Below are 26,918 nucleotides of genomic sequence, written 5' to 3' on the forward strand. Positions count from 1 at the left end.
ACTTTTGGTTCTTTCGGCAACTATCCGAATTGAGCTAAAAGCATTTTTGCATGGCTTCTCGGATAGTGATTAAAACATCCGAGAAACCAAATAAAACGCCCGCGATTTTTTGCGAATACGTGTTTACCAGGTAACCGGATGTTTTCCATTAAGGAAACGTCCGGTTTTTTATTGTCTAAAGGAGAAATGATTATGCCCATGATGAAAGAGTCACTCAGCCAACGATTGAACCAGGATTTAGCGAAAATCCAGCCCAATGAAATTCGAGCGTTTGATGCGAAAGTTTCGGCGATACCAGACATGATTAAGTTAACGCTCGGTGAACCCGATTTCGATGTACCTGAGGTCGCAAAAACTGCAGCCATTGCTAGCATCACTGCCAATGATTCCCACTACGCGCCGGGCAATGGATCGGTGGCGTTAAGGGAGGCTGCCACCGATTTCTTGGCTGACCGCTATGGGTTAACATACGATGTGGATACGGAAGTAGTCATTACAATTGGCGCGACTGAGGCAATCTATGCCACGTTAACGGCTGTCTTGAATCCAGGCGACAAAGTCCTCATTCCGACACCAACCTTCCCACTTTACGATGCCGTCACGATCATGAATGGTGGTGAACCAGTGTACTTGGATACTAGCGCAACGGGATTTGTGTTGACGCCGGCGCAATTACGAGCGGCGATTGCGGAACACGGTGACGCCATCAAGGCAATTGTCTTGAATTACCCGTCTAATCCAACGGGGGTGACTTATTCAGCCACACAATTGCAGGCGTTAGCAGCTGTCCTGGCTGAAAGGGACATCATCGTGATTGCTGATGAAATCTATTCAGAATTAGTTTACGAAACTACCCATGTATCAATCGCTACATACTTGCCAGGTCAGACATTGTTACTAAATGGGGTATCTAAGTCACATGCCATGACGGGATACCGCATTGGGTTTATCGCCGGGCCGGCAGGATTGATGCGCACGGTGGGGATGACCCACCAACTAGTGGTGACGTCGCCATCAAATCCGGCGATGGCTGCCGCAACCGTGGCGTTAGGAACCGAAGCAGGGCGTGAAGCAACCTTAGCAATGAAAGCACAATACGCTGCACGGCGTGATTTCGTGGTGGAACAGATGCGGGCAGCTGGCTTTGAAGTTGAGACGCCAGGCGGCGCCTTCTATGTTTTCGCTAAAATTCCGGCTACGCATAACCAAGATGATCGGGAATTTGCCCTGGCACTTGCTGAAAATGCCCACGTGGCGGTTATTCCGGGAAGTGCGTTTGGTCAAGGTGGGGCCAGCTACTTACGTCTTAGTTACGCAACGAGTTTGGCAAACTTGACGGAAGCGATGCAACGAATTAAGACGTACATGAAAACAGCAATGGCTGTAGGAGAATAAAACCATGAAAATTTTGATGACAAGTGTTCGAGATGATGAAGAAGCAGCGATTGCAGCCTACTCGGCCCGGACTGGGGTTGAAATTGTGACATCGGCAGAACCATTAGAAGCTAACCTTGACCAATTAGCAGCGGTTGATGGGGTGATTATGCAACAACGCAATCGGCTAGCTGATCAAATTTACACGCAATTGGCTGAAGCTGGTTTGAAACAAATTTCAACGCGAACAGCCGGCTATGATGTGATTAATGTACCACTCGCCCATGAACATGGCTTGCGTGTGACAAATGTCCCGGCTTATTCACCACGAAGCGTCGCCGAACATGCCCTGATGCAAATTTTGCGTCTGCTACGTAAGTCTTATGAAGTGGATCGCCGTGTGGCAAACAACGATTACCGCTGGGGCGGGTTGCAGGCCAAGGAAATTCATTCCGCAACCATTGGCATTATTGGTGTTGGCCGGATTGGCGGTGCCTTGGCCAAATTATTGGCCGCGTTGGGGGCAACGGTCCTTGGTTATGACGTTAATCCGCGCGATGACTTGGCAGGTGTTGTGACGTACACAAGCAAAGAAGATTTGTTGCAGCGAGCAGATGTGGTCAGCCTACACGTTGATTTAAATGAGACGTCAGTTGGACTAATTGGTGCTACCGAATTTGCCCTGATGCAACCAACCGCGGGCTTGGTGAACGCTAGTCGCGGACCGGTGATTGACACAGCCGCACTAATTACAGCCCTGGAGAGCGGCGAATTGGCCGGAGTAGCGTTGGACACCGTGTCAGGTGAAGAAACCATTTTTAATGTCGATCACCAGGAAGACGGTTTGACGAGTCAACCAAATATCGAAAAGTTACACGCGATGTCGAATGTCATTTTGACGCCGCATATCGCCTTCTTTACGAATATTGCGGTGCAAAATATGGTTGATATTGCCTTGGATGATGTGCAATTAATCTTGACCGGTGAGACATCACCACATGAAATTGAGAGGTGAGCATAATGGAAAAACCACAAATAGCAGTAAAGCCAACCATCATGGCCGTTCTGAACGGGAACTCATTTGCGGTTGTCGCCGCACTAATTCCGGCCGCGTTGATTAGCCAACTACTCAAAGCGCTACCGCAAACGGGGCTGGTTGGGCAAATTGAAGTAATGGTCGCATTGGCACAAAGCACGTTACCATTGATTGCCGCATTTGTTGTGGGTAATATGTTGCGCCTTACTAATTTGGAAACAGCCTCAATGGCGTTGGCAACTTTTGTCGCATCGGGCGTTGTGACCGTTAAGGGTGATGCTTACATGATTGCCGGTACTGGGGTGATTTTGAATATCATGTTAACGACTTTGATTGCCAGTTATGTTGCCCGCTTGAGTAGTCGATTACTGGGTCAATTACGGATGGTCTTTGAACCATTGGTTGTACTGCTTATCAGTGGGGGGATTGGTCTGCTGACATTGCCAATCATGGTGGCAGTGCAAGGTGCAGTGGGTCAAGTCGTCGCCCAAGCAACGCGAGTATCACCGTTGTTGATGGGCGTCTTGTTGGGAATGCTTTTCGCTTTTCTAATTGTGTCACCACTCTCATCAGTTGGCATTGCCACGGCGATTGGTTTGTCCGGCGTTGGATCAGGCGCTGCGAATGCCGGGATTGTGGCCGCAGCGATTACGCTGGCTGTGATGGGAGCTGGGGTAAATTCAGGCGGAGCAATTATTGCCCACTTTATGGGGTCACCTAAAATTCAGATGGCCAACATGTTATCGCATCCGAAATTATTCATGCCGGTATTACTAGCTGCTGGTGTGAGTGGCGGCGTGGCAAGTTTGCTGGGGATGTCAGGCACGGCCTTTTCCGCCGGCTTTGGCTTGTCCGGCTTTATTGGTCCTTTAACCGCACTGAATGAGTCGCAGGGTGACTTATTAGGTGTCCGGGTGATGATGGCGTTTATTGTGGTGCCCTTACTATTGGGCATCTTAATGAAACTAGTATTTATGAAAAAAGTGCCACTGATTCAAGGTGAAGAATTAGCGTTGCCGGATATTTAGGAAGTTCCAAAGCAGTCGTTTCAGTGGCTGCTTTTTTAATGTTTAGGGCAGAATTGCCGTTGTGCTAACCGCATTCCTGACATATACTCAAGGGGCAATCTAATAGTCGAGGGGGCGAAACAATTGCGGACATTTTTTAACGTGGCAGATTTAAGTTTGCCGGTCATGGTGGAACACGTGGGGGCAGAATGGCAACAAGGGGTTATTATTCGCTATCAGGGTTTTCCGCACTTTCATTGGTTGCAGTCACAAACTGGTACGGGGGCGTTTTGGGTACGTGATAAACGCTATGAGTTAGCGCCTGGCATGGGTATTTTAATTGCGCCTGGCGTGCCACACCGGTATGAGCCGATTGGCAATGAACCGTGGCACGTTCGTTTTGCAACCTTTCAAGGATCATTGGTTGATGATTTACAAAAGCAAATGGTGAATTCGGAGTTTGTTCTGATTGAGGCACGTGATGCGCCGGTGTATGAACGGCTACATGAGACGTTATTGACGCGGTTAGGTCATGAGCCAGCGGATGATTTAGCAATCTCAGCGGCTGCCTATCAGCTGTTGCTGTGCCTGACTCGCCATCAGAAACAAGCGATTGATCAACATCAACCTGATTTTCAACAATATGTCGGACCGGCGATTACGTATATGCAAGATCACCTAGCAGAGGATATTTCCATTAGCCAACTAGCGGCAATGCTGTCAGTGTCTACGCAGTATCTTAATCGGGTGTTTAATCGGTTGGTGCAGCAGACACCGAGTGAATATCTGACGCAGATTAGAATTAGTCACGCCAAGAAACTGCTGGTATCACAAAAATATTTAAAAATTAATGTTGTGGCTGAACAAAGCGGTTATGCAGACCCAGCCTACTTTGGGAAAGTTTTTAAAAAGCAAACGGGCGTTAGTCCATTAAATTATCGCCATTGGCAAACATAACCTGATTGAGGTTGAGACAGCGGTCTATGTCCCAACCTCTTTTTGTGCTGCTCATCACACTGTTTCAATAAGTTATATTTTTTGGTGTTATATGTCCTTTTTATAAAATGAAAGCGCTTTATTATTAATTAGTAGGGTAATAATGAAACCAAATTATTGGGGGATAATTTAACATGAATAAGGTGAAGCAGTATCTGTCGTATGCGGCAGGGGCGTTTGGGCATGATGCCTTCTACGCAACATTGAGTACTTATTTTATGATTTTTGTGACCGGACAATTGTTTGATACGCCGGACAAGGCATTTAATAATCAAATGATTGGTTGGGTCACAACGATGATTGTGGTAATTCGATTAGTTGAAATTATTTTCGATCCAATCATTGGTGGTATCGTTGATAATACACGGACCCGTTGGGGAAAATTTAAGCCATGGCTAGTTGTTGCCGGGCTAATTAGTTCAGTATTGTTGGTTGTTATTTTTACGAATTTTGGCGATCTAGCAACCGCTCATCCGATGCTTTACTTGGTTTTGTTTGGCATTGTATTTGTGACATTGGATGCATTTTATTCGTTTAAGGATATTGCGTTCTGGTCAATGCTACCAGCGTTATCACTTGATAGCAGTACGCGTGAAAAGTTTGGTACGGTGGCGCGCTTTGGTTCAACATTAGGACAACAAGGTGTCCAAATTGTCGTTGTGCCATTGGTCATGTTTTTCTCAATCACCTTTACAGGCGCACACACTGAAACGCGAACCGGTTGGTTCTGGTTTGCGGTTGTCATTGGTGTGATTGCTTATCTTGGGGCGTTGTTGACGGCTGCAGGTACGAAGGAAGAGGATAACATCGTTCGTCAAAACACTGAAAAAGTTGGCCTGTTGGAGGTCTTTAAGGTCGTCGGTAAAAATGATCAATTGATGTGGCAAGCCATTTCATACATCATGTTCGCGTTGGCTTATGTTGTGACAAACTCACTGTTGTTGTACTACTTTAAGTATGTCATGGGTGCTGATAGTAAGTTCTACTTGGTTGGTATTTTCACCGCCATTGAAGGGATGATTGCTGTTGCGATTTTCCCAACGTTAACGAAGTTTTTGGCCCGCCGAACGATTTTCTTCAGTGGTGCCGTGGTCATGCTAGCGGGTTATGTCTTGTTTATGTTTGCCGGTAACAATCTACCAGTTGTGTTGACAGCTGTGACGATGTTCTTTATGCCATATCCAATCATGTTCTTGGTTGTGCTGATGACGATTACGGATTCAGTGGAATATGGCCAATGGAAGTTGGGTACGCGTCATGAATCAGTGACATTGGCGATTCGACCATTGCTAGATAAGTTAGCAGGCGCCTTTGCTAATGGTGTCGTTGGGTTTGCAGCCGTGGTTGCTGGGATGACGGGTAGCGCTAAGCCAAGCGATATTACCGCGCAAGGATTACAACTGTTTAAGGTGTTTATGTTCTACGGGCCAATGATTTTGATTGTTATTTCAGTCTTGATTTACTGGCGTAAGGTGACGTTGACTGAAACACGTCACGCTGAAATTGTGGCAGAATTAGAAGAGCGATTGCAGGAGAAGTAAAATGGCATATGAATTACAAGAAGAATTAGCACAATCATTTAACAAGCGGTTTGGCTATGATCCAGCCAAGCTTTACTTTTCACCCGGTCGGGTTAACTTGATTGGTGAGTATACGGATTTTAACGGGGGCCACGTTTTCCCGGCTGCCATTAGTGTTGGGACATACGGTGCAATTGCCCCACGTGATGATAATCAAATCCGGACGTATTCGGCAAACTATCCTGAAGCGGGGATTCAAACGATTACAGTGACGGATCTGGCATTGCGCCCCTATGATACTTGGATTAAGTATCTCCGCGGCGTCATGACGGTGATGGCTGAAGCTGGGTACCCAGTGACAAAAGGGTTTGATTTGGCCATTGTGGGCGATATGCCCACAGCGTCGGGCCTCTCATCGTCAGCATCTTTGGAGATTTTGTTACTGAATATGCTCCAGGATATGATGGGTTATCAGATTGATAAGTTGACGATTGTTAAACTGGGTCAAGCTGTCGAAAATGATTATCTAGGTCTCAAAACTGGCATCATGGACCAATTTGCGGTGGCCTTCGGGGAAGACGAACAAGGTATTTTCTTAGACACCAATACCATGGCGTATGAGATGGTGCCAGCAGAGTTTGGCGATTATCGATTGCTAGTCATGACCACAAATAAGAAGCGCGAATTGACAGATTCTAAGTATAATGAGCGGCGGGCAGAGTCTGAAGAAGCCCTCGCGTTGTTGCAAGAAAACGTTGATGTTGAAACGTTGGGTGATTTAACGGTACCGGAATTTGAAGCAGCGGCCGCTGATTTTGAAAAAGACCATGCGCTGGTCATGAAGCGAGCTCGCCATGCGGTATCTGAAAACCAACGAACGATTGCAGCGAAAGCAGCCTTACAAGCACATGATTTGGTTCGGTTTGGTGAATTGCTGACAGCATCACATGCATCTTTGCGTGATGACTTTGAAGTGAGTGGCATTGAGCTTGATACATTGGTCGAGACGGCTTTACGTCAGCCAGGTGTTTTGGGTGCGCGGATGACAGGGGCTGGCTTTGGTGGTTCCGCCATTGCGTTAGTTGAAAAAGACCAAGTACCAACAGTTACCACAGCGGTTGGGGATGTGTATACCGCTGAAATTGGCTATCAACCAGCCTTTTTTGTCGCTGAAATCGTTGCGGGCACACATGAAATTGCGTAGGAGATAAAGATGTTAGATGCACATGATACCCAGTTAGTGCTGGATTTTATCGCTTGGGGTGTTAAATTAGGTGCGTATTCAGATTTGGAAACGGTGTATCGTACTAATTTAGTGCTAGCTGAAATTCAGGCCAATGGGGTGACTTCTGGACTGGTAGGAAACACCGATCGGGCATTAAGTGACTTAACGACGGCTATTTTAGCCTTAGCCCCCCAGTCGGCTACCGACCGCTGGCAGGCAGAGATTGATCGCACACGATTGCTTAACATTGTGACGCCGACACCTGATCAATTACAACAAACGTTCATGGCCAAGTATGCGCAAAGTCCAGCAACCGCGGTGGCCTATTATTATGACTTAAGTCGCGCCGTGGAAAATGTGAAAGTTGCCGATATCCAACGTAATATTGCTTATACAGCGATGACAGATTTCGGTGAGTTGGAAATCACGATTAATTTATCTAAGCCAGAAAAGACGACGGCTGAAATAAAAGCAGCTGCATCGGCGCCTAAGAGTGAGTATCCACCAACTGCTTTAGATTATACAAACGAAGGATTTGTCGGTTCGATTAAACAGGCGCCGCGCAGTACGCACCGGTTTGTTCGTGAAACAGTGAACGGGCAAACTTGGGGGTGGCATTATTCGCCGTATGCGTATTTTGAAGAGCATGCAATCTTTGTCGACTTTACGCGTGAAGCGATGACCATCGACCGGCAAACGTTTGCTAATTTATTGACGTTGGTGGCACGTTATCCGATGTATTTTGTTGGTTCAAATGCCGATTTGCCAATCGTGGGCGGCTCGATTTTGTCACAAGAACATTTTCAAGGTGGCCGGCACGTCTTACCTTTGATGAAGGCACCAGTTGAACGTGAAGTGACGTTACCCGCCTTTCCAGCAGTGCATGCTGAAATCCTCAAGTGGCCAATGACTACCATTCGCATTACGGCTAAAGTAGCCGCCGATATTGTGACAGCTAGTGAATTTATTCGCCAAGTCTGGGCAACGTATTCAGATGACCGGTTAGATATTCACGCAACCGGTCCAGCGGGTGAGGCACAACATACGATTACCCCGATTGCACGGCAAGTCGGTGACCAATTTGAAATGTACTTGGTATTACGAGACAACGGCACGTCAGCCACGTACCCGGATGGAATTTTTCACCCACATCCAGATGTACAACACATTAAGCAAGAGAATATCGGCTTGATTGAAGTGATGGGGCTGGCGATTTTACCTGCGCGGTTACAGACAGAACTCCAGGATATCGCTAACTACTTGGTGGGCGATCAACCATTAAGTGCAGTTGCATCGAGTCACCGTGACTGGGCAGCTACCTTGCGCGAAACCGCCACGATTACGCGTGATAATGTAATGACAGTCATTCGCCAAGCTGTGGCCGATGTATTTATTCGAGTGCTAGCTGATGCGGGTGTGTATAAATACGATACGGCTGGCCGTGAAGGACTGATGCGTTTCATTGCGCACTTAACGGCTGCCGGTAAGCAGTGATGATAATTTAAGATATTGCACGAAACACATGCAGCTAACCGAATGTTATTGGTTAGCTGCATGTGTTTTTGCGTATGAACCCGAAAAAAGGGAATTTAAAGTTGAATTTCAAGGGGGAAATCCGATAGTTTTTCTTGTAAATTAAAATTGGATTAAAACAAACTATTGAAAAACTCATAATATCGTCATATTATAAAACAAATCATTTTATAAAAAGTAAGGGTGGCAAAATATGAGCGATGCGGAACTATTAGTTGCAAAAAATGTCAGTGTCAGTTTTAAGATTCACGGCCAATATGTCCAAGCAATCGAAGATGTTAGTTTGTCGGTACGACCAAATGAGGTGGTGGCCTTGGTAGGGGAATCGGGTTCCGGCAAGTCAACCTTTGCCACGTCAATTATTGGGCTACATGATTTAACACTGACCCAGGTAACCGGCCAGATTTTAGTTAATCATCGCGATGTACTGAATTTAGCACCGGCTGAGTGGACACAAGTGCGTGGTGCTGAAATCGGCATGATTTTTCAGGACCCGCTAGCAGCGTTGAATCCGTTGATGAAAATTGGTGACCAAATCAAAGAAGCGTTGGCGGTCCATGATGTTTATCAAGAGTCGCAATACAATGACCGCGTGATTGAGTTGCTCAATCAAGTGGGGATTCCGTTCCCAGAACGCGTGGCGAATGAGTTCCCACATCAGTTGTCTGGGGGGATGCGACAACGTGTGGTGATTGCGTTGGCAATTGCGAATAAGCCTAAGTTAATCATTGCGGATGAACCAACTACTGCATTGGATGCCACGATTCAAGCGCAAATTTTGGATTTACTCCAGGATATTCAGACTGAAAATGGCGCGGGTATTATTCTCATTACGCACGATTTGAGTGTGGTGGCTGAAGTGGCTGACCGCGTGGCGGTAATGTACGCCGGCCAAATTGTGGAAGAAGCTGAGGTTGGAGAACTCTTCGCCAATCCGAAGCACCCTTACACACGCTCGCTGCTACGGTCAAATCCAAGTTTGGACAATGAATCGGATGAACTTTACGTCATTCAAGGGACTGTGCCCGGTTTGACGCACATTGACCACCACCGTGATATGTTTTTGGATCGAATTCCGTGGCTGCCAGAAGAAGTGCGCCAAGAACAAGATCCGAAATTGGCTGAGATTACACCAGGTCACTGGGTACGTGGTAATGCATGGCGGGTATTTAAGTTTGCTGACGAAGATTGAGGTTAGATAATGAGCGAGTTATTAAGAGTAGAAAACGTTAAAGTGCACTATCCGATTCGAAGTGGGTTTTTCAATCGGGTGACTGATTATGTATATGCGGCAGACGGGGTAAGTTTCTCAATTGAAGCTGGTAAAACGTATGGGTTAATTGGGGAATCAGGATCTGGTAAGTCAACAATCGGCAAGGCCATTGTGGGATTGGAGCCGATTACGTCAGGGCATATTTATTTTCAGGGCGTTGATATGACGGACGCCAAGAATCGCGCGCATGTTAATTACAACAAGGACGTGCAAATGATTTTCCAGGATTCCATGTCGTCATTGAATCCACGTAAGACAGTGTTTGATATTATTGCGGAACCACTGCGTAATTTTTCAGGGTTAAAAGAAGACGGGTTAGCCCAAGAGGTTCGGCATTTGCTTGATATTGTCGGACTGCCGGCTGAAACGATGTATCAATTTCCGTTTCAGTTTTCAGGGGGGCAACGCCAGCGTATCGGGATTGCGCGCGCGGTGGCGACGAAACCCAAGTTGATTGTGGCGGATGAGCCAGTTTCAGCATTGGATTTGTCAGTGCAAGCGCAAGTGTTGAATTACATGAAACGCATTCAAAAAGACTACGGCATTGCCTTTCTGTTCATTTCGCACGATTTGGGTGTTGTGCGCCACATGACGGAAAATTTGGCCATTATGCACGCCGGCCGATTGGTTGAAATTGGTTCACGTGACGATATTTTTAACCATGCCCAACACTTGTATACCAAGCGTTTGTTAGCAGCAATTCCAGAAATTGATGTGCCAAACCGGGCGAAGAATCGTGCCCGTCGTAAGGCCATTGAACAAGAATTTCAGGATCAAAAATCAGCATATTATGATGCCGATGGCCGGGCTTTTCCGTTAGTCGCGGTTAGTGAAACCCACCAAGTGGCACTGCCTGAATCAATGCTAGAAGGAGAGGGGTTCTAATATGTGGAAAACGATTTTGCGTCGATTGCTGATTATGATTCCGCAATTGTTTATTGTGTCTGTGCTGGTCTTTTTCTTGGCCAAGTTAATGCCTGGTGATCCATTCTCAGGAAAATTTGGGCCAAACACGGACCCAGCTCAAATCGCGGCCTTGCGTAAGGCCGCTGGTTTGGATGATCCGTGGACGGTGCAGTATGCCCGCTGGATTGGTAACGCGGTGCACGGTAATTTTGGTGATTCTTTCCAGTTGAAGCAACCAGTTGCCCGTGTGATTGGTGCCCGTTTGGGGAATACGGTTTGGCTGTCACTACTGGCCTTGATTGGTACGTATGTGACGGCGATTACGATGGCACTAGTGGCGGCTCGTCGTGAAAATTCACGAACGGATCATGCGTTGGTGGTCTACAACTCATTGATTTATTCATTGCCAGCCTACCTATTTTATCTATTTGGTATTTTTATCTTTGGCTACACGCTCGGCTGGTTCCCAACATCGGGAACGGTGTCGGCTGACGCTAATGGCTTCTTCCCGGTCTTGGGTAGTCGCCTGTACCACATGATTCTACCGGCCTTGATTGTGGCACTGATTTCAACAACCAGTACCTTTTCGTACTTGCGTTCCGGTATTTTGGATGAGTCCAAGCAGGACTATGTGAAGTTAGCCCGGGCAAAAGGGGTGCCCGAGAATCGAATTTTCTCACGGCACGTGTTGCGTAACGCCTTCTTGCCGATTGCTTCAACGATGGGGTATGCCATTACGGGGATTTTCGGGGGCATGATTATTGCGGAAACGATTTTTTCATTCCCTGGTATTGGGTCATTGTTTGTGCAATCAGTTTTGACGCGTGATTACCCAGTGGTCACAACGTTGGTGCTATTCAACGGTGTCTTAGCGGTGTTGGGTGGATTGTTCTCAGATATTATCATGAGCGCAGTCGATCCGCGAATTCGAATTTCTTAAGGAGGCGCAACAAATGGAACAAGCAAAGAAAACAGCGCCGACGTTACGGAATGCCTTGCGACGCGAATTTCAACAAGATCAAGTGGCTCAGTTTGCCATAATTCTATTATTGTTAATGACAGTGGCTATTTTTGTGGGTGCGCTGTTTGTCCCTAAAACGGCTTACACGGATGTCAATATTATGAATCAATACCTACCGCCAATGACAGACGGGCATATCTTCGGTACCGATAATGGTGGTAAAGATATCTTTTCATTGTTGGTGGTTGCTGCGCGTAATTCTTTGACAATTGCGTTTTTCGTAACGGTGCTTATTCTGGCACTCGGGACGATTGGTGGGTTAGTCACGGGTTATTTTGGTGGTGTGTTTGATCTCGTGTTCATGCGCTTTATCGACTTTATGACAATTTTGCCAGTGATGATGATTATTATCGTGCTGGTAACGGTTATTCCGCATTACAACATGTGGTCATTGATTATCATCATGACGTTGCTGGGGTGGTTTAACACAGTGCGTTTGATTCGTGCGCGAACGTTGGTTGAGGTGAATCGGGATTATGTCCGCGCTTCTAAGACGTCAGGAACGTCTAATTTGAAGATTATTTTCCGCGAGATTTTTCCGAACTTATCATCGTTGATTATCGTTGAAGCCACGTTGATGTTTGCCGGCAATATCGGTCTCGAGACGAGTTTGTCATTCTTGGGCTTCGGTCTACCAGCGAACACGCCATCATTGGGAACGTTGATTAATTATGCAACTGACCCTGAAACGATGACGGGTAAGCCGTGGGTTTGGATTCCTGCGGCAGTAGTGATTTTGTTGTATACCGTGTTGATTATGATGATTGGGCAAGCGCTACGACGAGTGGCTGATCAACGCCAATCACTCGGATAAATGACTGATAGCATCTAAATTAGAATTTAATTAGAATAATGTGTTGACAATTAAAAAGACCGCGAGTAAAGTCAATGTCAACGAAATATAAGGGTATATATGGGGGTGTTTGTATGAGTAAGGCAGTTAAATGGTTGCTCGGACTAGTCGTTGTGGTGTTAGCGGCGGTCGCAGCGTTCTTCGCGTTCGGTCACGGGAATGATAAACAGGCTGTTAATCATGACAAAGTGGGTAAGTTGCCGGTTGCGTATAACAATCCGGGTAAGGCTATCAAGGGCGGCGATTTGAAGATTGCGGCGGTGTCAGATACGCCGTTCCAGGGATCATATTTGTCACCGTTGTCAGATGATGCGTTGACGAGTGAGATGTTTGGACCGACTGGTAGTGGTATTTTCGGTGTTGATAATCAATTTAAGATCAACAAAGATGGTGCTGCAACCATTAAGCTAGATGACGATGCCAAGACAGCAACCATCACGTTGAATAAGCAGCTGACGTGGTCAGATGGTAAGCCGGTAACGGCCAAGGACTATGAATTCACGTATGAAGTGTTGGCGAATAAGGCGTATGGGTCAGATCGTTGGACGGAGTCATTAGCGAATATCAAAGGCTTGTCAGACTTCCACGATGGTAAGGCCAAGACCATTTCAGGCATTACCTATCCCGATGGTGAAGACGGTCAGCAGGTCGTGGTTCACTTCAAGGAAATGAAGCCAGGTATGCCATATTCAGGAAACGGGTACTTCCTTGAAAGTGTCACACCATATCACCAGGTTAAGGATATCGCACCTAAGAAATTGGTGTCATCAGAAGCCAATACGACGAAGCCTTTGACATGGGGGCCGTTCCAAGTCTCTAAGGTAGTGCCGGGTGAGTCGATTAAGTTGACACCAAATAAGTATTACTACGGTGATAAGCCTAAGTTGAATTCAATTACTGAACAGGTGGTTTCACCAACTAAGGTCGCGGCAGCTTTCAATGCGCACAAGTACGATTTGTCGATTGAAAACATCTCGTCATTGTATCCACAAATCAAGAAGGCCTCTGGTTACAAGATTACGGGACAAAATGATTTGTACGTCTCAATGGAAGTCTTCAACTTGGGGCACTATGATGCGGACAAGAGTGAAAACGTACAAGATCGTGATACGCCATTGCAAGATAAGCGAGTTCGTCAAGCCTTGGGTTATGCTTTGAACACGCAACAAGTCATTGACAAGTACTCAAGTGGTCTTGGAACGCGGGCAACGTCTTTGATTCCACCAGTCTTCTCATCAGTGCAAGACAAGGATGCGAAGGGCTTCCCATTGAACCAAAAGAAGGCCAACACGTTGTTGGATGAAGCTGGTTGGAAGCTGAACAAGAAGACAGGTTACCGTGAGAAGGACGGTAAGGAGCTCGACTTGGTCTACATGGCTCGTTCAGGTGCGCCGACGTCAGAGGCGGTTTCACAAAACAACATCCAACAATGGAAGAAGGTTGGGGTTAAGGTCAGCCTTTACGGTGGTCGTTTGACCGACTTTAACAGCTGGAGCAAGATTGTCCAAGACGGTACGAGTCAAAAGTGGGATATCACAGACGCGGCTTGGGGCTTGTCATCAGAACCATCACAAATGGATTTGTTCTCAAAGGCCGCTCCTTACAACTTAGGTCACGCGACGTCACCTGAGTTGACGAAGTTGTTGAATGACATTGACTCTCAAGCAGCTTTGAAGACGTCATACCGTAAGGAAGCCTTTAAGAAGTACCAAGAGTACATGAACGATCAAGCTTACGTTGTACCACAAAAGTTTAATATTAACTACACGCCAGTTAACAAGCGTGTGGTTGGTTGGACTCAGGCTAATGATGCTAACCACCTATGGGAAAACCTTGGTGTGACATCAAACAAGCTAGCAACGAAGTAATTTAACATATCGAAAGGCTCGTGACGGTCTGCGTCATGAGCCTTTTTCTTCAGAAAAATAAGACGAGGAGGGGACGATGAGATTATTTTTTCGGTTGAAATGGTTTATTCGCTTGGAATGGCGATCATATTTGTTGGGCATTCTAGCATTGCTGGGGGTGGCAATGCTTGGTTTGATACCGCCGATTATGATTGGGCGCTTTGCGAATTTAATTAGTGAGCGGGCACTAACTGGTGCTGCGCTCGGCCCAATTATTATCTGGATTGCAATTGCGACAGTTGGTCAATATCTCTTGCGGTTTGGTTGGTCATATTTTATTTGGGGGACCTCGGCTCGTTTGGAGCGCTTGATGCGGTTGCGTTTATTGAACCACTATTTGGAGATGGATAAGCCCTTCTTTCAGAAGCACCGAACGGGGGACCTACTGGCCCACGCAACCAATGATATCAATCAACTGCAACGTGTTGCCGGCAATGGCGTGTTGCAATTATTCGATGCGTTGATTACCGGTGTATCAGTCGTTGCAGCGATGGCTGTGGTGGTGAATCCACTCCTGACCATTATGGCAGTGGTACCACTGCTTGGGATTACGTTGGTGGCGCAACTATTGGGTGGCTCGATCTCTGCCGCCTTTTCAGCAGTGCAGGATATGTTTTCGCAGCTGAATAATAAGACGCAAGAGTCGTTGATGGGCATTAAAGTATTAAAGACCGTTGGTGAAGCCGCCGAAGATACTGCCGACTTTCAAACAAAAATTAATGATTCCATTCGGGCAACCCGCCATGCTGAGCGGTTAGATTCCTTGTTTAATCCCGCCATTACGATTTTAACGGGCATTTCGTTTGTTGGGACAATCATTTATGGTGGGTACCTTGTGCAGACGGGCTCGCTGTCGATTGGTAGTTTGATTACTTTTGTTACTTATTTGTCGGCGCTAGTTTGGCCCTTTTTAGGGTTGGGCTTTTTCTTTAATAACTTGCAACGCGGTAATGCAGCCTACGAACGGATTACGACGTTATTGGCTGAACAGCCAGCAACACTGGATAAAAAAGGGCTAAAGCAAGTGCCGCGTGGTGACTTACAGATTGATTTAACGACGTTTCAATACCCAGATGCCACTGAAGCGGCGTTGCAGAACGTGCACGCGACTGTTCAGGCAGGTAATACTTTGGGACTTGTCGGTCCAGTTGGCTCAGGCAAAAGTACGTTGATTCAGTTGTTGCTACGTGAGTTTGATCAGTATGCAGGTAGTATCAAAATCAATCAAATTGATATCCGTGACTATGACAAAGATACTTATCTACCAGCGCTTGGTTATGTGCCGCAAGATAATTTCTTGTTTTCAACCTCAGTGCTAGAAAATATCCGGTTTGCAGATCCAAGCATTTCATTGGAGCGGGTACAGGAAGCCGCTCGCTGGGCGGCCTTGCATGATGACATTATGAATTTACCGGACGGTTATGATACACAAGTCGGCGAACAAGGGATTTCATTGTCAGGTGGTCAGCGCCAACGGCTAGCGATTGCCCGAGCCTTGATTATCAACCCAGATATTTTGATTTTGGATGATGCATTATCAGCAGTTGATGCGAAAACGGAGCAACAAATTTTAACGATGCTCCATAATCAACGCCAAGGTAAGACGACGATTATTGCCACGCACCGGCTGAGTGCAGTCGTTCAGGCGGCTGAAACGCTGGTGTTTGAACATGGTCGGGTAGAAGCGCGTGGCACACATAGTGACTTAATCCAGCAAGACGGTTGGTATGCCCGGATGTTTGCATCACAACAGTTATCGGAAAAACTTGATCAGGAGGTGACAACCCATGGCTAAACAGAATACGTCCGCGTGGTCTGGTAAGATGACCGCGGCGACACAATTTCAAACAGTTTGGGCACTATTTCGCTTTATGAAACCGTATGCCAAATATTTTTACGGGGCTTTGATACTGGCCGCTGCCATTTCAGTTGTGAATGTGTTGCTACCACGCTTACTGCAGACATTCATGAACCAGCATCTGCATCGCATGTCACCTACATGGCGGTTGTTAATTGTTTTCGCATTATTGTATTTTACAATCACCTTGGTTAAAGCGGTGGCGCAATTCTTCAGTGATTATTGGTTTATGTCGGCAGCTGAATTTATGGTGGAAGATGTGCGAATGAAGCTGTATCGAAAACTACATACATTGGGAATGCGCTACTTTGATCAGACACCAGCGGGCTCGTTAGTGTCGCGTGTAACGAATGACACCAGTTCGTTTACAGACTTTTGGGAGTTGTTTTTGACGTTAACGACGGGTGTGTTTGCTATCGTGTCCGCGTTTATCGCCATGTGGCTGACGGATGTGCATGTGATGCTAGTGACGCTGTTATTTGTGCCTTTGCTACTTGGTAGTATTTGGTTGTATCAAGTCGTGGCGACGAAAGTGTATCGGCATATGCGGGAAAAGTTGTCGCAATTGAACGCCCAATTGGCAGAAGCGATTACGGGGATGTCAGTGATTCAGCAATTTCGCCAAGAAAGTCGGTTAGCGGGTGAGTTTGCACAGACGAATAATGATTATTACCAGGCCCGTGTGCGGATGGTGAAAACAAATTCATTATTGCTGTCGCCGATGGTGGATTTATTGTATGGTGGCGCCATTATTGCAGTGATGCTGACGTTCAGTTGGACGAGTCAGTCAGCGACCATTGCGGCTGGTACGGTGTATGCGTTTTTGTCATATGTGGCGGCGTTTTATAACCCAATTGACTCGGCAATGGATTCGTTATCATCATTTCAAGATGGGGTGGTTGCAGGTAGTCGCGTGTTGTCGATTTTAGCTGACGATACGTTGGAACCAACGCAGCAAGCGCCGGCGAACGGCCGCATTACGGCAGGAAAAATTGAGTTTCGGGATGTCAGTTTTTCGTATGATGGTGAGCATGATGTCTTAAAGCATATTAGTTTTGTGGCCGAACCTGGGCAAACAGTGGCGTTGGTTGGCCACACCGGTTCTGGTAAGTCTTCAACGATTAATGCCATGATGCGTTTTTATGAATTTCAATCAGGTGATATTTTGATTGATGATCAAAGTATTCGGCAATTGGATATGACTGATTTCAGACGCCAAGTTGGCCTAGTTTTGCAAGAGCCATTTCTATTTTATGGTGATATCGCCTTCAACATTCGGTTGTATAATTCGCAAATTACAGATGACCAAATCGAGGCGGCAGCACAATTTGTGCATGCGGATGAATTTATTCAGAGTTTGCCACAGGGCTACCATGAACCGGTTGTTGAACGAGGCGCAGCATTTTCAACTGGTCAACGGCAGCTACTGTCATTTGCACGGACAATTGTGCGTGATCCCAAAATCTTGGTGCTTGATGAAGCCACGGCTAACGTTGATACCGAAACCGAGACGATTATTCAACGTTCCTTGGCGAAGATGCGACAAGCACGGACGACGATTGCAATTGCCCACCGGCTATCAACCATCAAAGATGCCGATTTAATTTTGGTGCTTGATCAGGGGGAAATTGTCGAACGCGGGTCGCATGAGAGTTTACTGGCTCAGCATGGTCGCTACGCTGATTTATACCGTATGCAGATGGGTGAGGCGTCGGATTAATTAGGGGGTAGGCGTTATGTTTCAAGCGTTATTTTTAAAGAATCAACAGTTTCGCACGATTGCGGTTAGCCGAGCATTTCAAGCGTTCGGTGCAACCTTGTTCAACTATGCGTTTTTGGTATATGCGGCGGAATTACCGCATGCTAAATTAGCGGTTTCGGTCATTAGTGTGGTGCTGGCATTGCCTAGTATGTTGCAATTTTTCTTCGGGGCCGTCGCTGGTCGGGTGACGAAACGTATCCAGTGGATTTTAACCACCCGTCTCATTGAAATTGCCGGCTATATGGTTATTGCGGTAGTCTTTGCGACGACCACGCCAGGTTGGTTGCCACTGTTAATCATTTTGCCGTTTTTGGTGTTGAGTGATGTGATTAGTAACGTGGCTGGGTTGGTTTTGCAGCCGTTAATCAAGCATCTTGTGGTGGATGAACACTTGGAAGCTGCGAACGGGTATATGATGGCGATTAACAATACACTAGCGATGGTTGGTGGTGTGATTGGTGTTAGTTTGCTGGCGCTCGTGCATCATAATTTCACCATTTTTGCGTTATTGAACGGTGGCTTCTTTCTATTATCATGGGTGAATCTTTTTATTGGGCGCCGGCAATTGTTAGTCACGGATCGACAGTTTTCCAATCTCGTTAAACCGGCTGATACACACCTAAGCGCGATGCTGGTGGCTGGCTTTGCGGTGGTGAAGCAAGATGCAATGATGATTTATATCATTAGTATGGCGGGCTTGGTTAATTTACTGGGAAATGCCGCTCAAGGGTTATTGCAACTGTCGGTACTGGCCAATAAGCAAATGTGGCATGGGGGTTACGGGACAACGTTGGCACTTATCGATGCGGGCATCGGTGTCGGTATCATTGCAGGATCGTCCTTGTTTAATGGCTATTTGCATAAAATCAAATTACCAAGTCTGGTGAATATGGTAGTAATGATGATGGTGATTAATGCACTGGTGGTATTGTTCCTACCCCGGTTTGGGCTGCTAATTGTGATTAATTTTCTGATGGGTTTCACGATGGGAAAATTAAATCCCAAGTACGGCGCCTTGGTCACACGCATTGTACCGGAAGAACACTTAACAACTGTCGCTGGATTGTTGGGAACGTTTGAAATGATTGGTGTGCCATTGGGGCAAGTTGTTTTCTTAGGAATTGCGAATATCTTCTCAACTACGATGGCATGGTACGGTGTTGTGGGGCTGGGGGTTATTCTGATTGGCTATTCCTTTAAGATGATGCAACGAACAGCTACAATCAAGTGATAACTATCCGTTTTCTAATTATACTAATTTAATATTAATAAAACTGTTGACCAGGTTGTTTTTACGGCGTATTATCAACCCTGAAGAGGTTTGACTAGCCTCTGCTAATGGCGTGAAAACCGCGGTTAGTAAAAAGCGCCCTGACCTTCCCGTTTCCAGGCGCTTTTTTCGTCTGTTGACGAGTGCATGATAAAACGATAGGGTGTTAGGGAGAGGGAAAGTGTTTTAAGGGAGCAATAATATGGAATTTTATAAGCCAGTAAATCATACTGATGATGAAATTAAGGACTTGCTTGCCCGACCAGGCAAGCACGTGATGTTTTTACAAGCCGATTGGTGCGGTGATTGTAAAGCAATTAAGCCATTTATCAAAGATATTAAAGAAGCCGTTGAAAATGCGGGGGCTAGCTGGTTCGATGCTGATCGTGATGCCAATTTGGCAATTGCCCAAGAACAAGGCTTAATGGGGATTCCAGCCTTTGTCTTGTTCGAAGGTGGCGAACAAGTAGCGCACATTGGTAACGGTGAGCGATTGAATCCAAATGATGTTTTGGCGTGGGTAACTAAAAATATTGCTTAAAATTAGATGAATGTTTTCTCATATAAGTGTTGACATTCTAATTTTGGACGTGTAATATACAGTTCATCAAGTTAAGACATAAATTCGTTGATGAGAAGAGTAGTGTTACGAACTGATTCAGAAAGCGGCTGGTTGATGAGAAGTCGTTCTGTTTAAGACATGAAGATGAGCTCGGAGAAATGGTGATGGTGCAAGCTGTTGCCACGGCAGGAACCGTTATCTTCCCTGGTTTATCCGCTTGAGTGCGGCGAACTGTAGAGGTGTATTTGGTGACAAATACATAAATTAGGGTGGTAACACGATGAAGTCGTCCCTAGTCAGACATTTTAGTCTGGCTAGGGACGACTTTTTCTTTTTATCCGCGAATTTATGGGTTGTTAAGAAGATAGATTATTTGATTAAAGTGAGGATATACATTATGGCTATTGAGATTACACGTGCAGAAGCAGATACCTTGGTAAAGACACCTTTGATTTCACAATTGTTGATTGAATGGATTAAGGGTGAAGAATCAGAAAAGTTCCCGTTGGCCAACTTGGCAAATGCAGCGGCTATTTTGCAAGAAAACTTGAAGCAAGTTAACTGGGCCGGCTTTTACTTGTACGATGAGAAGATTGACGAATTAATTTTGGGACCTTTCGTTGGAAAGGCTGCGGTTGTGCGCATTAAGCCTGGTTCAGGTGTGGTTGGCGATGCCTTTAGCAAGCAAGAGACGATTCGTGTCGCTGATGTGCACGTCTTTGACGGTCACATCGCTTGCGATCCTGCTTCAAATGCTGAAATTGTTGTGCCGTTGACGACAGCTTCAGGTAAGCGTTTGGGTGTCTTGGATATCGACTCAACGGCCTTTAACCGTTTTGGTATTAAGGAACAAGCTGAAATCGAGCACTTTACTAAGGTTTTGTTGCAATACATCTAAGCCGAACTTGCTAGACAAGACTGGTATGATAGAACTACAAAATTAAAAAACGTAGGAGAAAGAAATGGCTGAAACATTGCATTATGACGTTGCCATCATTGGTGCTGGACCAGCAGGACTTGCTGCCGCGGAAGATATTGTTGCCGCTGGTAAGACAGTTGTCTTGATTGAAAAGTACCTCTGGGGTGGCACTTGCCCAAACTATGGTTGCGACCCTAAAAAAATCCTTTTGGCTGCGGTTGAAGCAAAAGAACACGTTGAGTTTCTGAGCGGTGACGGTGTCGATGGTCAAGTGGCGATTAACTGGGAATCATTGATGGGCCGTAAAATGCGCTTTACGGAAGCAATTCCTGAAAAGACGGTGCACTCATTGGATGCAAATGGAATTGCGCACGTTTATGGGGCAGCTCACTTCATCAATTCAGATACAGTTGTTGTGCATGGAGATGAAGACGTTGAAGTGCAAGCAACGGATTGGATTTTGACGGTTGGGCAACGTCCAGCTGAATTGGATATTCCTGGCGCTGAGCTAACGATTGATTCAGAGACGTTCTTGAGTTTGCCTGCAATGCCAGAAGACGTTGTCATTATCGGTGGTGGTTATATTGCGGTTGAATTTGCGTCAATTGCGGCGGCCGCTGGGGCACAAGTGCACTTGGTTGTGCGTGGTAGTGAGTTATTGACTGGTTTCGATGAAGCTTTCGTTGATACGTTACTCGATCAATTAGATGATCGTGGTATTCGGGTGTACTTCAATACAGAAGTGACGGAGGTTACCAAGACTGATGACGGTTTGAATGCCACATTGAGTTTTGGTAGTACGTTGCCAACAAAATTGGTTTTGCGCGCAGTAGGTCGCGTGGGTAACAATGACACGTTGGCCCTGGAGAACGCTGGGGTTGAAGATGATATTCATGGGATTAACGTGGATGAATTCTTGCGGACGTCAAACCCACACATTTACGCGGCAGGTGACGTTGCCAACACGAGCCGACCACGGATTACAACGGTAGGTTACTATGAAGCGCGTTACGCAGCTTCAGTGATTTTGGGCCATGACGAGCCAATTACGTATCCGGCTGTACCGGTTGTTGTGTACGGCACGCCTAAGTTGGCTGCTGTTGGGGTACCAACGCAATACGCTGAGGCGGATGGTTATTCAGTTCGTGACATCGATATGACGAATTGGTTTACGTATTACCGTACTGGTGAGCCAGCTGCTCGGGCCAAGGTTGTCTTAGACGCAAATAAGAAGTTGGTTGGTGCCACAGTTTTGAGTGCGCATGCCGATGAGTTGATTAATTACTTCACTGAAGCGATTAATAACAAGGACGGTTACCAAGCGATTCGTGATCGTTTGTATGCCTACCCAACGCCGGCGTCAGACTTAGAATACTTCTTCTAAAACTTACTTTTTTGAGGCTGAGACAGTGAATACTGTCCCGGCCTCTTTTTTGTTTCGAATATGTGACAAATTTAGAGAACAAAAATAGATTAATCATGATAATCTGTAAGTAACAGGATAACGGATGGGGTTCAGATTAATGAGAAAAGGGATGCTGTGTCTGTTGGTGAGTCTGGTGGGAGTAATGTCTGTACCGATGACAGCATCAGCAGATACGTTATGGGCGATTGGTGATTCCACTGCGGTTGGTTGGGACGGCCATAAAATTGTAACGGCGCCGTATCCGTTGGTAGCAGCGGATAAGTTACATGTGACGGCGCACAATGAATATTCGGTTTCGGGCGCGATGATTTCAGGACATTCGACGTATCAACGTGATTTTTCAGCAACGACGCAACTAATTAGCAAGGACAAGGCGTTTAAAAAAGCCAATCTTGTGTTGATAGGGTTAGGTATCAACGATTATTTGCACAGTGATAATGCATTACCGGTTGTAATTGGGACGTTGCAGAATAACGTGCGCCAATTAAAGGCTTTAGCGCCAAAGGCGAAATTTTATGCGTTGATGCCACAGGGGACATGGGAAGACGGGGATACGCTCAACACGATTCGCCTAGGCGGCTATAGTTATTTACAAGAGAAACAAGCATTGTTGTTGGCGTATCAACGGTTAGGCGTTAAGCCGATTAATGCCCGCGTGGTTAATAATTTTAACTACCATAAAGAGTTAGGTGATCATACGACGCATCCAACTCAGGCCGCGTATTATAAAATCGGTGAGGCCGTTGCCAAGCAAATTACGGGGGACGGGTACACGGCTAAAACATATACTGGCTGGCGGGACAAGCGCTATTACATCGCTGATAAATTGGCCAACGGGTTGCAAACAACGGTCGCGGGCTATCGCTATTTTGACGATGGCGTTGCCTTAAAAAGGCGGTGGTTAAAGCGGGACGGCAAAACATATTATTTAGCTAAAAATGGCGCGCCTGCGCAAGGAAATATTCTAATTAATCACAAAGTATACGCGATTTCAACAACCAGTAACGGGTCAAACCAATTGACGAATATCTTTGCTTCACGTGGCCTTGTTAAGGATGCTTATGTCATGGTGAAGGACGAGGCGGGGCGCAAGGTTGGCTGGCGTTGGATTAAAGACGGACGACCATATACTGGGAAAAAGACGGTTAATTATAAGGTGTATACCTATAAAAATGGGATTCGGCAAGCAGCCACGGCTGGTTTGCCAATCAAATAATGACGAACGATTTTAATTCTGTTGAAAATAATGTTTGCATTTTCTGGCAAGTTTGCTATAGTAAGTAACAATTAAATATGACGTAATCACTATCGGTATAATTGCTGGAGAATGGCCAGCGAGTTCCTACCTGTTTCCCGAGAGACAGACTACTGATAGTGTTTTAAACGATATTCGTGCACCCATTCTGCATGCTTTTTAAGCGTGAGAGTGGGTGCTTTTTTCGTTAGTTAACCTGTTGGGGGTAGTGGTTGCGACACACATGGAGGGGTTATTTATTATGGAAGCTGTCGCAGGTGTTAAAGCCGAACCGGTCGTGAAGACTAATAAACTACAAGCATTAGTGCTGGGCCTGCAACACGTGCTGGCTATGTATTCCGGCGGCATTTTGGTCCCATTACTAATTGGAGCTGCGTTGCATTTTACACCACAGCAAATGGCGTACTTAATTTCAGCGGATATCTTTATGACAGGAATTGGCACATTGCTTCAACTAAAGAGCACACGCTTAACGGGTATTGCGATGCCGGTTGTGTTAGGTTCAGCGATTCAGTCGGTGTCGCCCTTGATTAATATTGGTGGCACACTGGGTATCGGTGCGATGTACGGTGCGACTATTTCAGCGGGTGTCTTCGTATTTTTGATTGCGGGCCTATTTGCGCGATTGCGTGAATTTTTTCCGCCAGTTGTCACAGGATCTTTGATTACAGTGATTGGGTTTGCGTTGATTCCAGTTGGCATTCAAAACCTAGGTGGCGGGGATGTCGCTGCCAAATCATTCGGTAGTCCAGCGAACCTGGCAATTGGTACGTTTACAATTGCAATCATTGTCCTTGTTAGTTTGTTAGCAAAAGGCTTTACCAAGGCTATTTCAATTTTATTGGGGATTGTGCTGGGAACCGCTTTTGCGGCAATTTTGGGTAAAGTATCGCTAGCTCCTGTAGCGGCAGCGTCATGGTTCCATTTACCAACGCCTTTTTTCTTGGGTGTGCCAACGTTCCATTCTTCAGCGATTGTCACGATGATTATCATTGCGTTGACCTCAATGATTGAGTCAACCGGGGTGTACTTCGCATTAGCTGATTTAACAGGGCGCAAGTTGACCAATCAAGATATGGCGAAGGGATATCGCGCTGAAGGGTTAGCCGTGGTGCTATCTGGTTTGTTTAACACCTTTCCGTACTCAACGTTTTCACAAAATGTTGGTGTAGTGCGCTTATCAGGTGTTAAGACAAAACAGCCTATCTACTACGCCGCGGTTATTTTGATTTTAATTGGTTTGCTACCTAAGTTTGGCGCACTGGCGACGATTATCCCAACCTCTGTGTTGGGTGGCGCCATGATTGTCTTATTTGGCACGATTGGTATTCAGGGGACGACCATTTTGCGCACGGTTGATTTTGGCAAGGAACGCAATTTAATGATTGCAGCCATTTCGATTGGTGCGGGAATTGGTGTCACCGTGTATCCACAAATTTTCCAACAATTACCAGAATTAATTCGTTTAGTGATTGAGAACGCCGTTGTTGTTACATCCGTGTTGGCAGTGTTCTTAAATATTGTTTTACCAGGTCGTGAAAAAGGGGAAGTCACAGCATCATGAAGTTATTAGAAGAACGTATTCAGGCAGACGGTCGCGTATTGGGAACCGAAGTGTTGAAAGTTGATAATTTTTTAAATCATCAAGTGGATCCAGCGCTTATGCAAGCTATGGGGGATGAATTCGCCCGGCTATTTGCAACAGAAAAAATCGATAAAGTCCTGACAGTTGAATCATCTGGCATTGCGCCGGCTGTTTTTGCAGCGTTGGCCTTAAATGTGCCAATGGTATTTGCCCGTAAGAAGCAATCATTGACGCTTTCAGGTGACCACTACGTAGCCGATGTCTACTCATTTACCAAGCAAGAGACGAACCATATTTTGGTTGATAAGCGCTTTATCCAACCGGGCGAACGCTTGTTGTTGATTGATGACTTCTTGGCGAACGGTCAAGCGGTAGCGGGGATGCTCCAAATTGCGTCTGACGCAGGTGCCACGGTGGTTGGGGCCGGTATTGTTATTGAAAAGACTTTCCAAAAGGGCCGCGCGCTGCTAGATGAACAAGGTGTGCGCGTTGAATCCTTGGCCCGCATTGCAGCTTTCGAAAATGGTCAGGTAGTCTTTGCGGATGAGTCACCTGTTGCCAATTAGCATTCGAATAATAATTTCATTGGTTGTTCATAGTGTTTTAGGATAAATAAGAGTAGACTGAAGCTATACTATGGAGGTGAAAACATGGCACAAATTAATTTGGGTGGCTCAGGACTTATGGTTCCTGATGTAGCCCTTGGTGTAATGCGTATCGCGGACAAGTCTGCAGCTGAAGCACAAGCTTTGGTTGAAAAGGCAATGGAAAAGGGCGTGAACTTCTTTGATACGGCTGACATTTATGCAGCTGGTCAAAGTTCAGTTGTCCTTGGTCAAGCTTTGAAGGACGCCGGTATTGCGCGTGAAGACATCATCTTGCAATCAAAGGGTGGCATCATCTTGGAAGATGGTCAAATCTCTGGTGATGGTTGGAAGGGTCCTCGTTACGACTTTTCAAAGTCACACTTGATTTCAGCTGTTGATGAAGAGTTGAAGCGTCTACAAACGGACTATTTGGATGTCTTCTTGTTGCACCGCCCAGACACGTTGATGGATCCTGAACAAGTTGCGGCAGCTTTTGATGAGTTGCAAGCGGCCGGTAAGGTTAAGCACTTCGGAACGTCAAACATGAACCCATGGCAAGTCGAATTGGTGCAAGCTTCTTTGAACCAAAAGTTGGTTGCGAACCAATTGCAATTCGGTATTATGCACACGGGTATGGTTGATTCAGAATTGCACGTGAACATGTCAGATGAGCGTTCATTTGATCACGATGGTGGCATTTTGGCCTACTCACGTTTGAAGAACATGACGATTCAAGCGTGGTCACCATTCCAGTATGGTTTCTTTGAAGGACCATTTATCGACAACGATAAGTTCCCAGTCTTGAACCAAAAGTTGCAAGAATTGGCTGATAAGTACGGTGTAACGAAGAACACGATTGCCGTGGCCTTCATTTTGCACCACCCAGCTAAGATGCAAGTGGTTTTGGGTTCAATGAATGTGAACCGTTTGGACGAAATGATGGACGGCGACAAGGTAACGTTGACGAACCAAGAATGGTACGACATCTACTTTGCAGCCGGCAATGATTTACCATAAACAGCGTTAAAAAATGAGCGTCACTG

At 46.0% G+C, this 26,918-nt stretch carries 22 protein-coding genes, 1 riboswitch and 1 other annotated feature; all 22 genes read left to right on the forward strand.

The genetic code is table 11. The features are described from left to right. The first annotated feature begins 192 nt into the window (after positions 1-192). The 22 genes from ACJ28U_RS05255 (at position 193) to ACJ28U_RS05360 (ending at position 26,892) form a co-directional block, all read left to right on the forward strand. The gene (locus ACJ28U_RS05255) at positions 193-1,395 is read left to right on the forward strand and encodes an aminotransferase class I/II-fold pyridoxal phosphate-dependent enzyme (protein ID WP_407618614.1); all 1,203 of its coding nucleotides are present in this window, start codon (positions 193-195) and stop codon (positions 1,393-1,395) included. Positions 1,396-1,399: 4 nt separating this feature from the next. Then, the gene (locus ACJ28U_RS05260; protein ID WP_407618615.1) at positions 1,400-2,389 is read left to right on the forward strand and encodes an NAD(P)-dependent oxidoreductase; all 990 of its coding nucleotides are present in this window, start codon (positions 1,400-1,402) and stop codon (positions 2,387-2,389) included. A 5-nt stretch (positions 2,390-2,394) separates the two neighbouring features. Next, on the forward strand, positions 2,395-3,438 hold the full coding sequence (locus ACJ28U_RS05265) for a PTS sugar transporter subunit IIC (RefSeq protein WP_407618616.1): 1,044 nt from the start codon (positions 2,395-2,397) through the stop codon (positions 3,436-3,438). Positions 3,439-3,561: 123 nt separating this feature from the next. Then, positions 3,562-4,374 (forward strand): helix-turn-helix domain-containing protein, encoded by an 813-nt coding sequence (locus tag ACJ28U_RS05270; RefSeq protein WP_407618617.1) that lies wholly within the window; start codon positions 3,562-3,564, stop codon positions 4,372-4,374. 173 nt (positions 4,375-4,547) lie between these two features. Then, on the forward strand, positions 4,548-5,954 hold the full coding sequence (locus ACJ28U_RS05275) for a glycoside-pentoside-hexuronide (GPH):cation symporter (RefSeq protein ID WP_407618618.1): 1,407 nt from the start codon (positions 4,548-4,550) through the stop codon (positions 5,952-5,954). A 1-nt stretch (position 5,955) separates the two neighbouring features. Then, on the forward strand, positions 5,956-7,137 hold the full coding sequence (locus tag ACJ28U_RS05280) for a galactokinase (RefSeq protein WP_407618619.1): 1,182 nt from the start codon (positions 5,956-5,958) through the stop codon (positions 7,135-7,137). A 9-nt stretch (positions 7,138-7,146) separates the two neighbouring features. Continuing rightward, complete coding sequence (locus tag ACJ28U_RS05285; protein WP_407618620.1) at positions 7,147-8,652, forward strand: UDP-glucose--hexose-1-phosphate uridylyltransferase; 1,506 nt, start codon at positions 7,147-7,149, stop codon at positions 8,650-8,652. Between the two features lie 232 nt (positions 8,653-8,884). Continuing rightward, positions 8,885-9,883, forward strand: coding sequence for an ABC transporter ATP-binding protein (locus ACJ28U_RS05290; RefSeq protein ID WP_407618621.1), 999 nt, complete (start codon positions 8,885-8,887; stop codon positions 9,881-9,883). Between the two features lie 9 nt (positions 9,884-9,892). Next, positions 9,893-10,849 (forward strand): ATP-binding cassette domain-containing protein, encoded by a 957-nt coding sequence (locus ACJ28U_RS05295; protein ID WP_407618622.1) that lies wholly within the window; start codon positions 9,893-9,895, stop codon positions 10,847-10,849. A 1-nt stretch (position 10,850) separates the two neighbouring features. Then, complete coding sequence (locus ACJ28U_RS05300; protein ID WP_010375224.1) at positions 10,851-11,810, forward strand: ABC transporter permease; 960 nt, start codon at positions 10,851-10,853, stop codon at positions 11,808-11,810. 115 nt (positions 11,811-11,925) lie between these two features. Further along, positions 11,926-12,705: an ABC transporter permease gene (locus ACJ28U_RS05305; RefSeq protein ID WP_373566677.1), complete on the forward strand. Its 780-nt coding sequence runs from the start codon at positions 11,926-11,928 to the stop codon at positions 12,703-12,705. Positions 12,706-12,818: 113 nt separating this feature from the next. After that, positions 12,819-14,612: an oligopeptide ABC transporter substrate-binding protein gene (locus tag ACJ28U_RS05310; protein ID WP_407618623.1), complete on the forward strand. Its 1,794-nt coding sequence runs from the start codon at positions 12,819-12,821 to the stop codon at positions 14,610-14,612. Between the two features lie 76 nt (positions 14,613-14,688). Then, positions 14,689-16,446 carry an ABC transporter ATP-binding protein gene (locus tag ACJ28U_RS05315; RefSeq protein ID WP_407618624.1) on the forward strand — a complete coding sequence of 586 codons (1,758 nt, stop codon included), beginning with the start codon at positions 14,689-14,691 and terminating at the stop codon, positions 16,444-16,446. Continuing rightward, the gene (locus ACJ28U_RS05320) at positions 16,439-18,229 is read left to right on the forward strand and encodes an ABC transporter ATP-binding protein (protein WP_407618625.1); all 1,791 of its coding nucleotides are present in this window, start codon (positions 16,439-16,441) and stop codon (positions 18,227-18,229) included. Before ACJ28U_RS05315 ends, ACJ28U_RS05320 begins: the two co-directional genes overlap by 8 nt. Positions 18,230-18,245: 16 nt before the next feature. Next, entirely contained in the window at positions 18,246-19,502 is a 1,257-nt protein-coding gene (locus ACJ28U_RS05325; RefSeq protein ID WP_407618626.1) for a hypothetical protein, read from the forward strand. A 241-nt stretch (positions 19,503-19,743) separates the two neighbouring features. After that, positions 19,744-20,082 carry a thioredoxin family protein gene (locus tag ACJ28U_RS05330; RefSeq protein ID WP_407618627.1) on the forward strand — a complete coding sequence of 113 codons (339 nt, stop codon included), beginning with the start codon at positions 19,744-19,746 and terminating at the stop codon, positions 20,080-20,082. 78 nt (positions 20,083-20,160) lie between these two features. Next, positions 20,161-20,400 (forward strand) — a binding site (T-box leader). 100 nt (positions 20,401-20,500) lie between these two features. After that, complete coding sequence (locus tag ACJ28U_RS05335) at positions 20,501-21,001, forward strand: GAF domain-containing protein (protein WP_099088618.1); 501 nt, start codon at positions 20,501-20,503, stop codon at positions 20,999-21,001. A 64-nt stretch (positions 21,002-21,065) separates the two neighbouring features. Further along, on the forward strand, positions 21,066-22,406 hold the full coding sequence (locus ACJ28U_RS05340) for a dihydrolipoyl dehydrogenase family protein (protein ID WP_407618628.1): 1,341 nt from the start codon (positions 21,066-21,068) through the stop codon (positions 22,404-22,406). Positions 22,407-22,590: 184 nt separating this feature from the next. After that, entirely contained in the window at positions 22,591-23,664 is a 1,074-nt protein-coding gene (locus tag ACJ28U_RS05345) for a GDSL-type esterase/lipase family protein (RefSeq protein ID WP_407618629.1), read from the forward strand. A 73-nt stretch (positions 23,665-23,737) separates the two neighbouring features. Beyond that, positions 23,738-23,836, forward strand: a riboswitch (purine riboswitch). Positions 23,837-23,944: 108 nt separating this feature from the next. Next, the gene (locus ACJ28U_RS05350; RefSeq protein WP_043708105.1) at positions 23,945-25,267 is read left to right on the forward strand and encodes a nucleobase:cation symporter-2 family protein; all 1,323 of its coding nucleotides are present in this window, start codon (positions 23,945-23,947) and stop codon (positions 25,265-25,267) included. Beyond that, complete coding sequence (locus ACJ28U_RS05355; protein ID WP_407618630.1) at positions 25,264-25,854, forward strand: xanthine phosphoribosyltransferase; 591 nt, start codon at positions 25,264-25,266, stop codon at positions 25,852-25,854. The genes ACJ28U_RS05350 and ACJ28U_RS05355 overlap by 4 nt, the downstream gene beginning before the upstream one ends. A gap of 84 nt (positions 25,855-25,938) precedes the next feature. Beyond that, positions 25,939-26,892 carry an aldo/keto reductase family oxidoreductase gene (locus ACJ28U_RS05360; RefSeq protein ID WP_010375201.1) on the forward strand — a complete coding sequence of 318 codons (954 nt, stop codon included), beginning with the start codon at positions 25,939-25,941 and terminating at the stop codon, positions 26,890-26,892. Positions 26,893-26,918 lie beyond the last annotated feature (26 nt).

Origin of the sequence: Weissella sp. MSCH1, assembly GCF_045799135.1 — a bacterium.
In the GTDB taxonomy this organism is placed as follows: Bacteria; Bacillota; Bacilli; order Lactobacillales; family Lactobacillaceae; genus Weissella.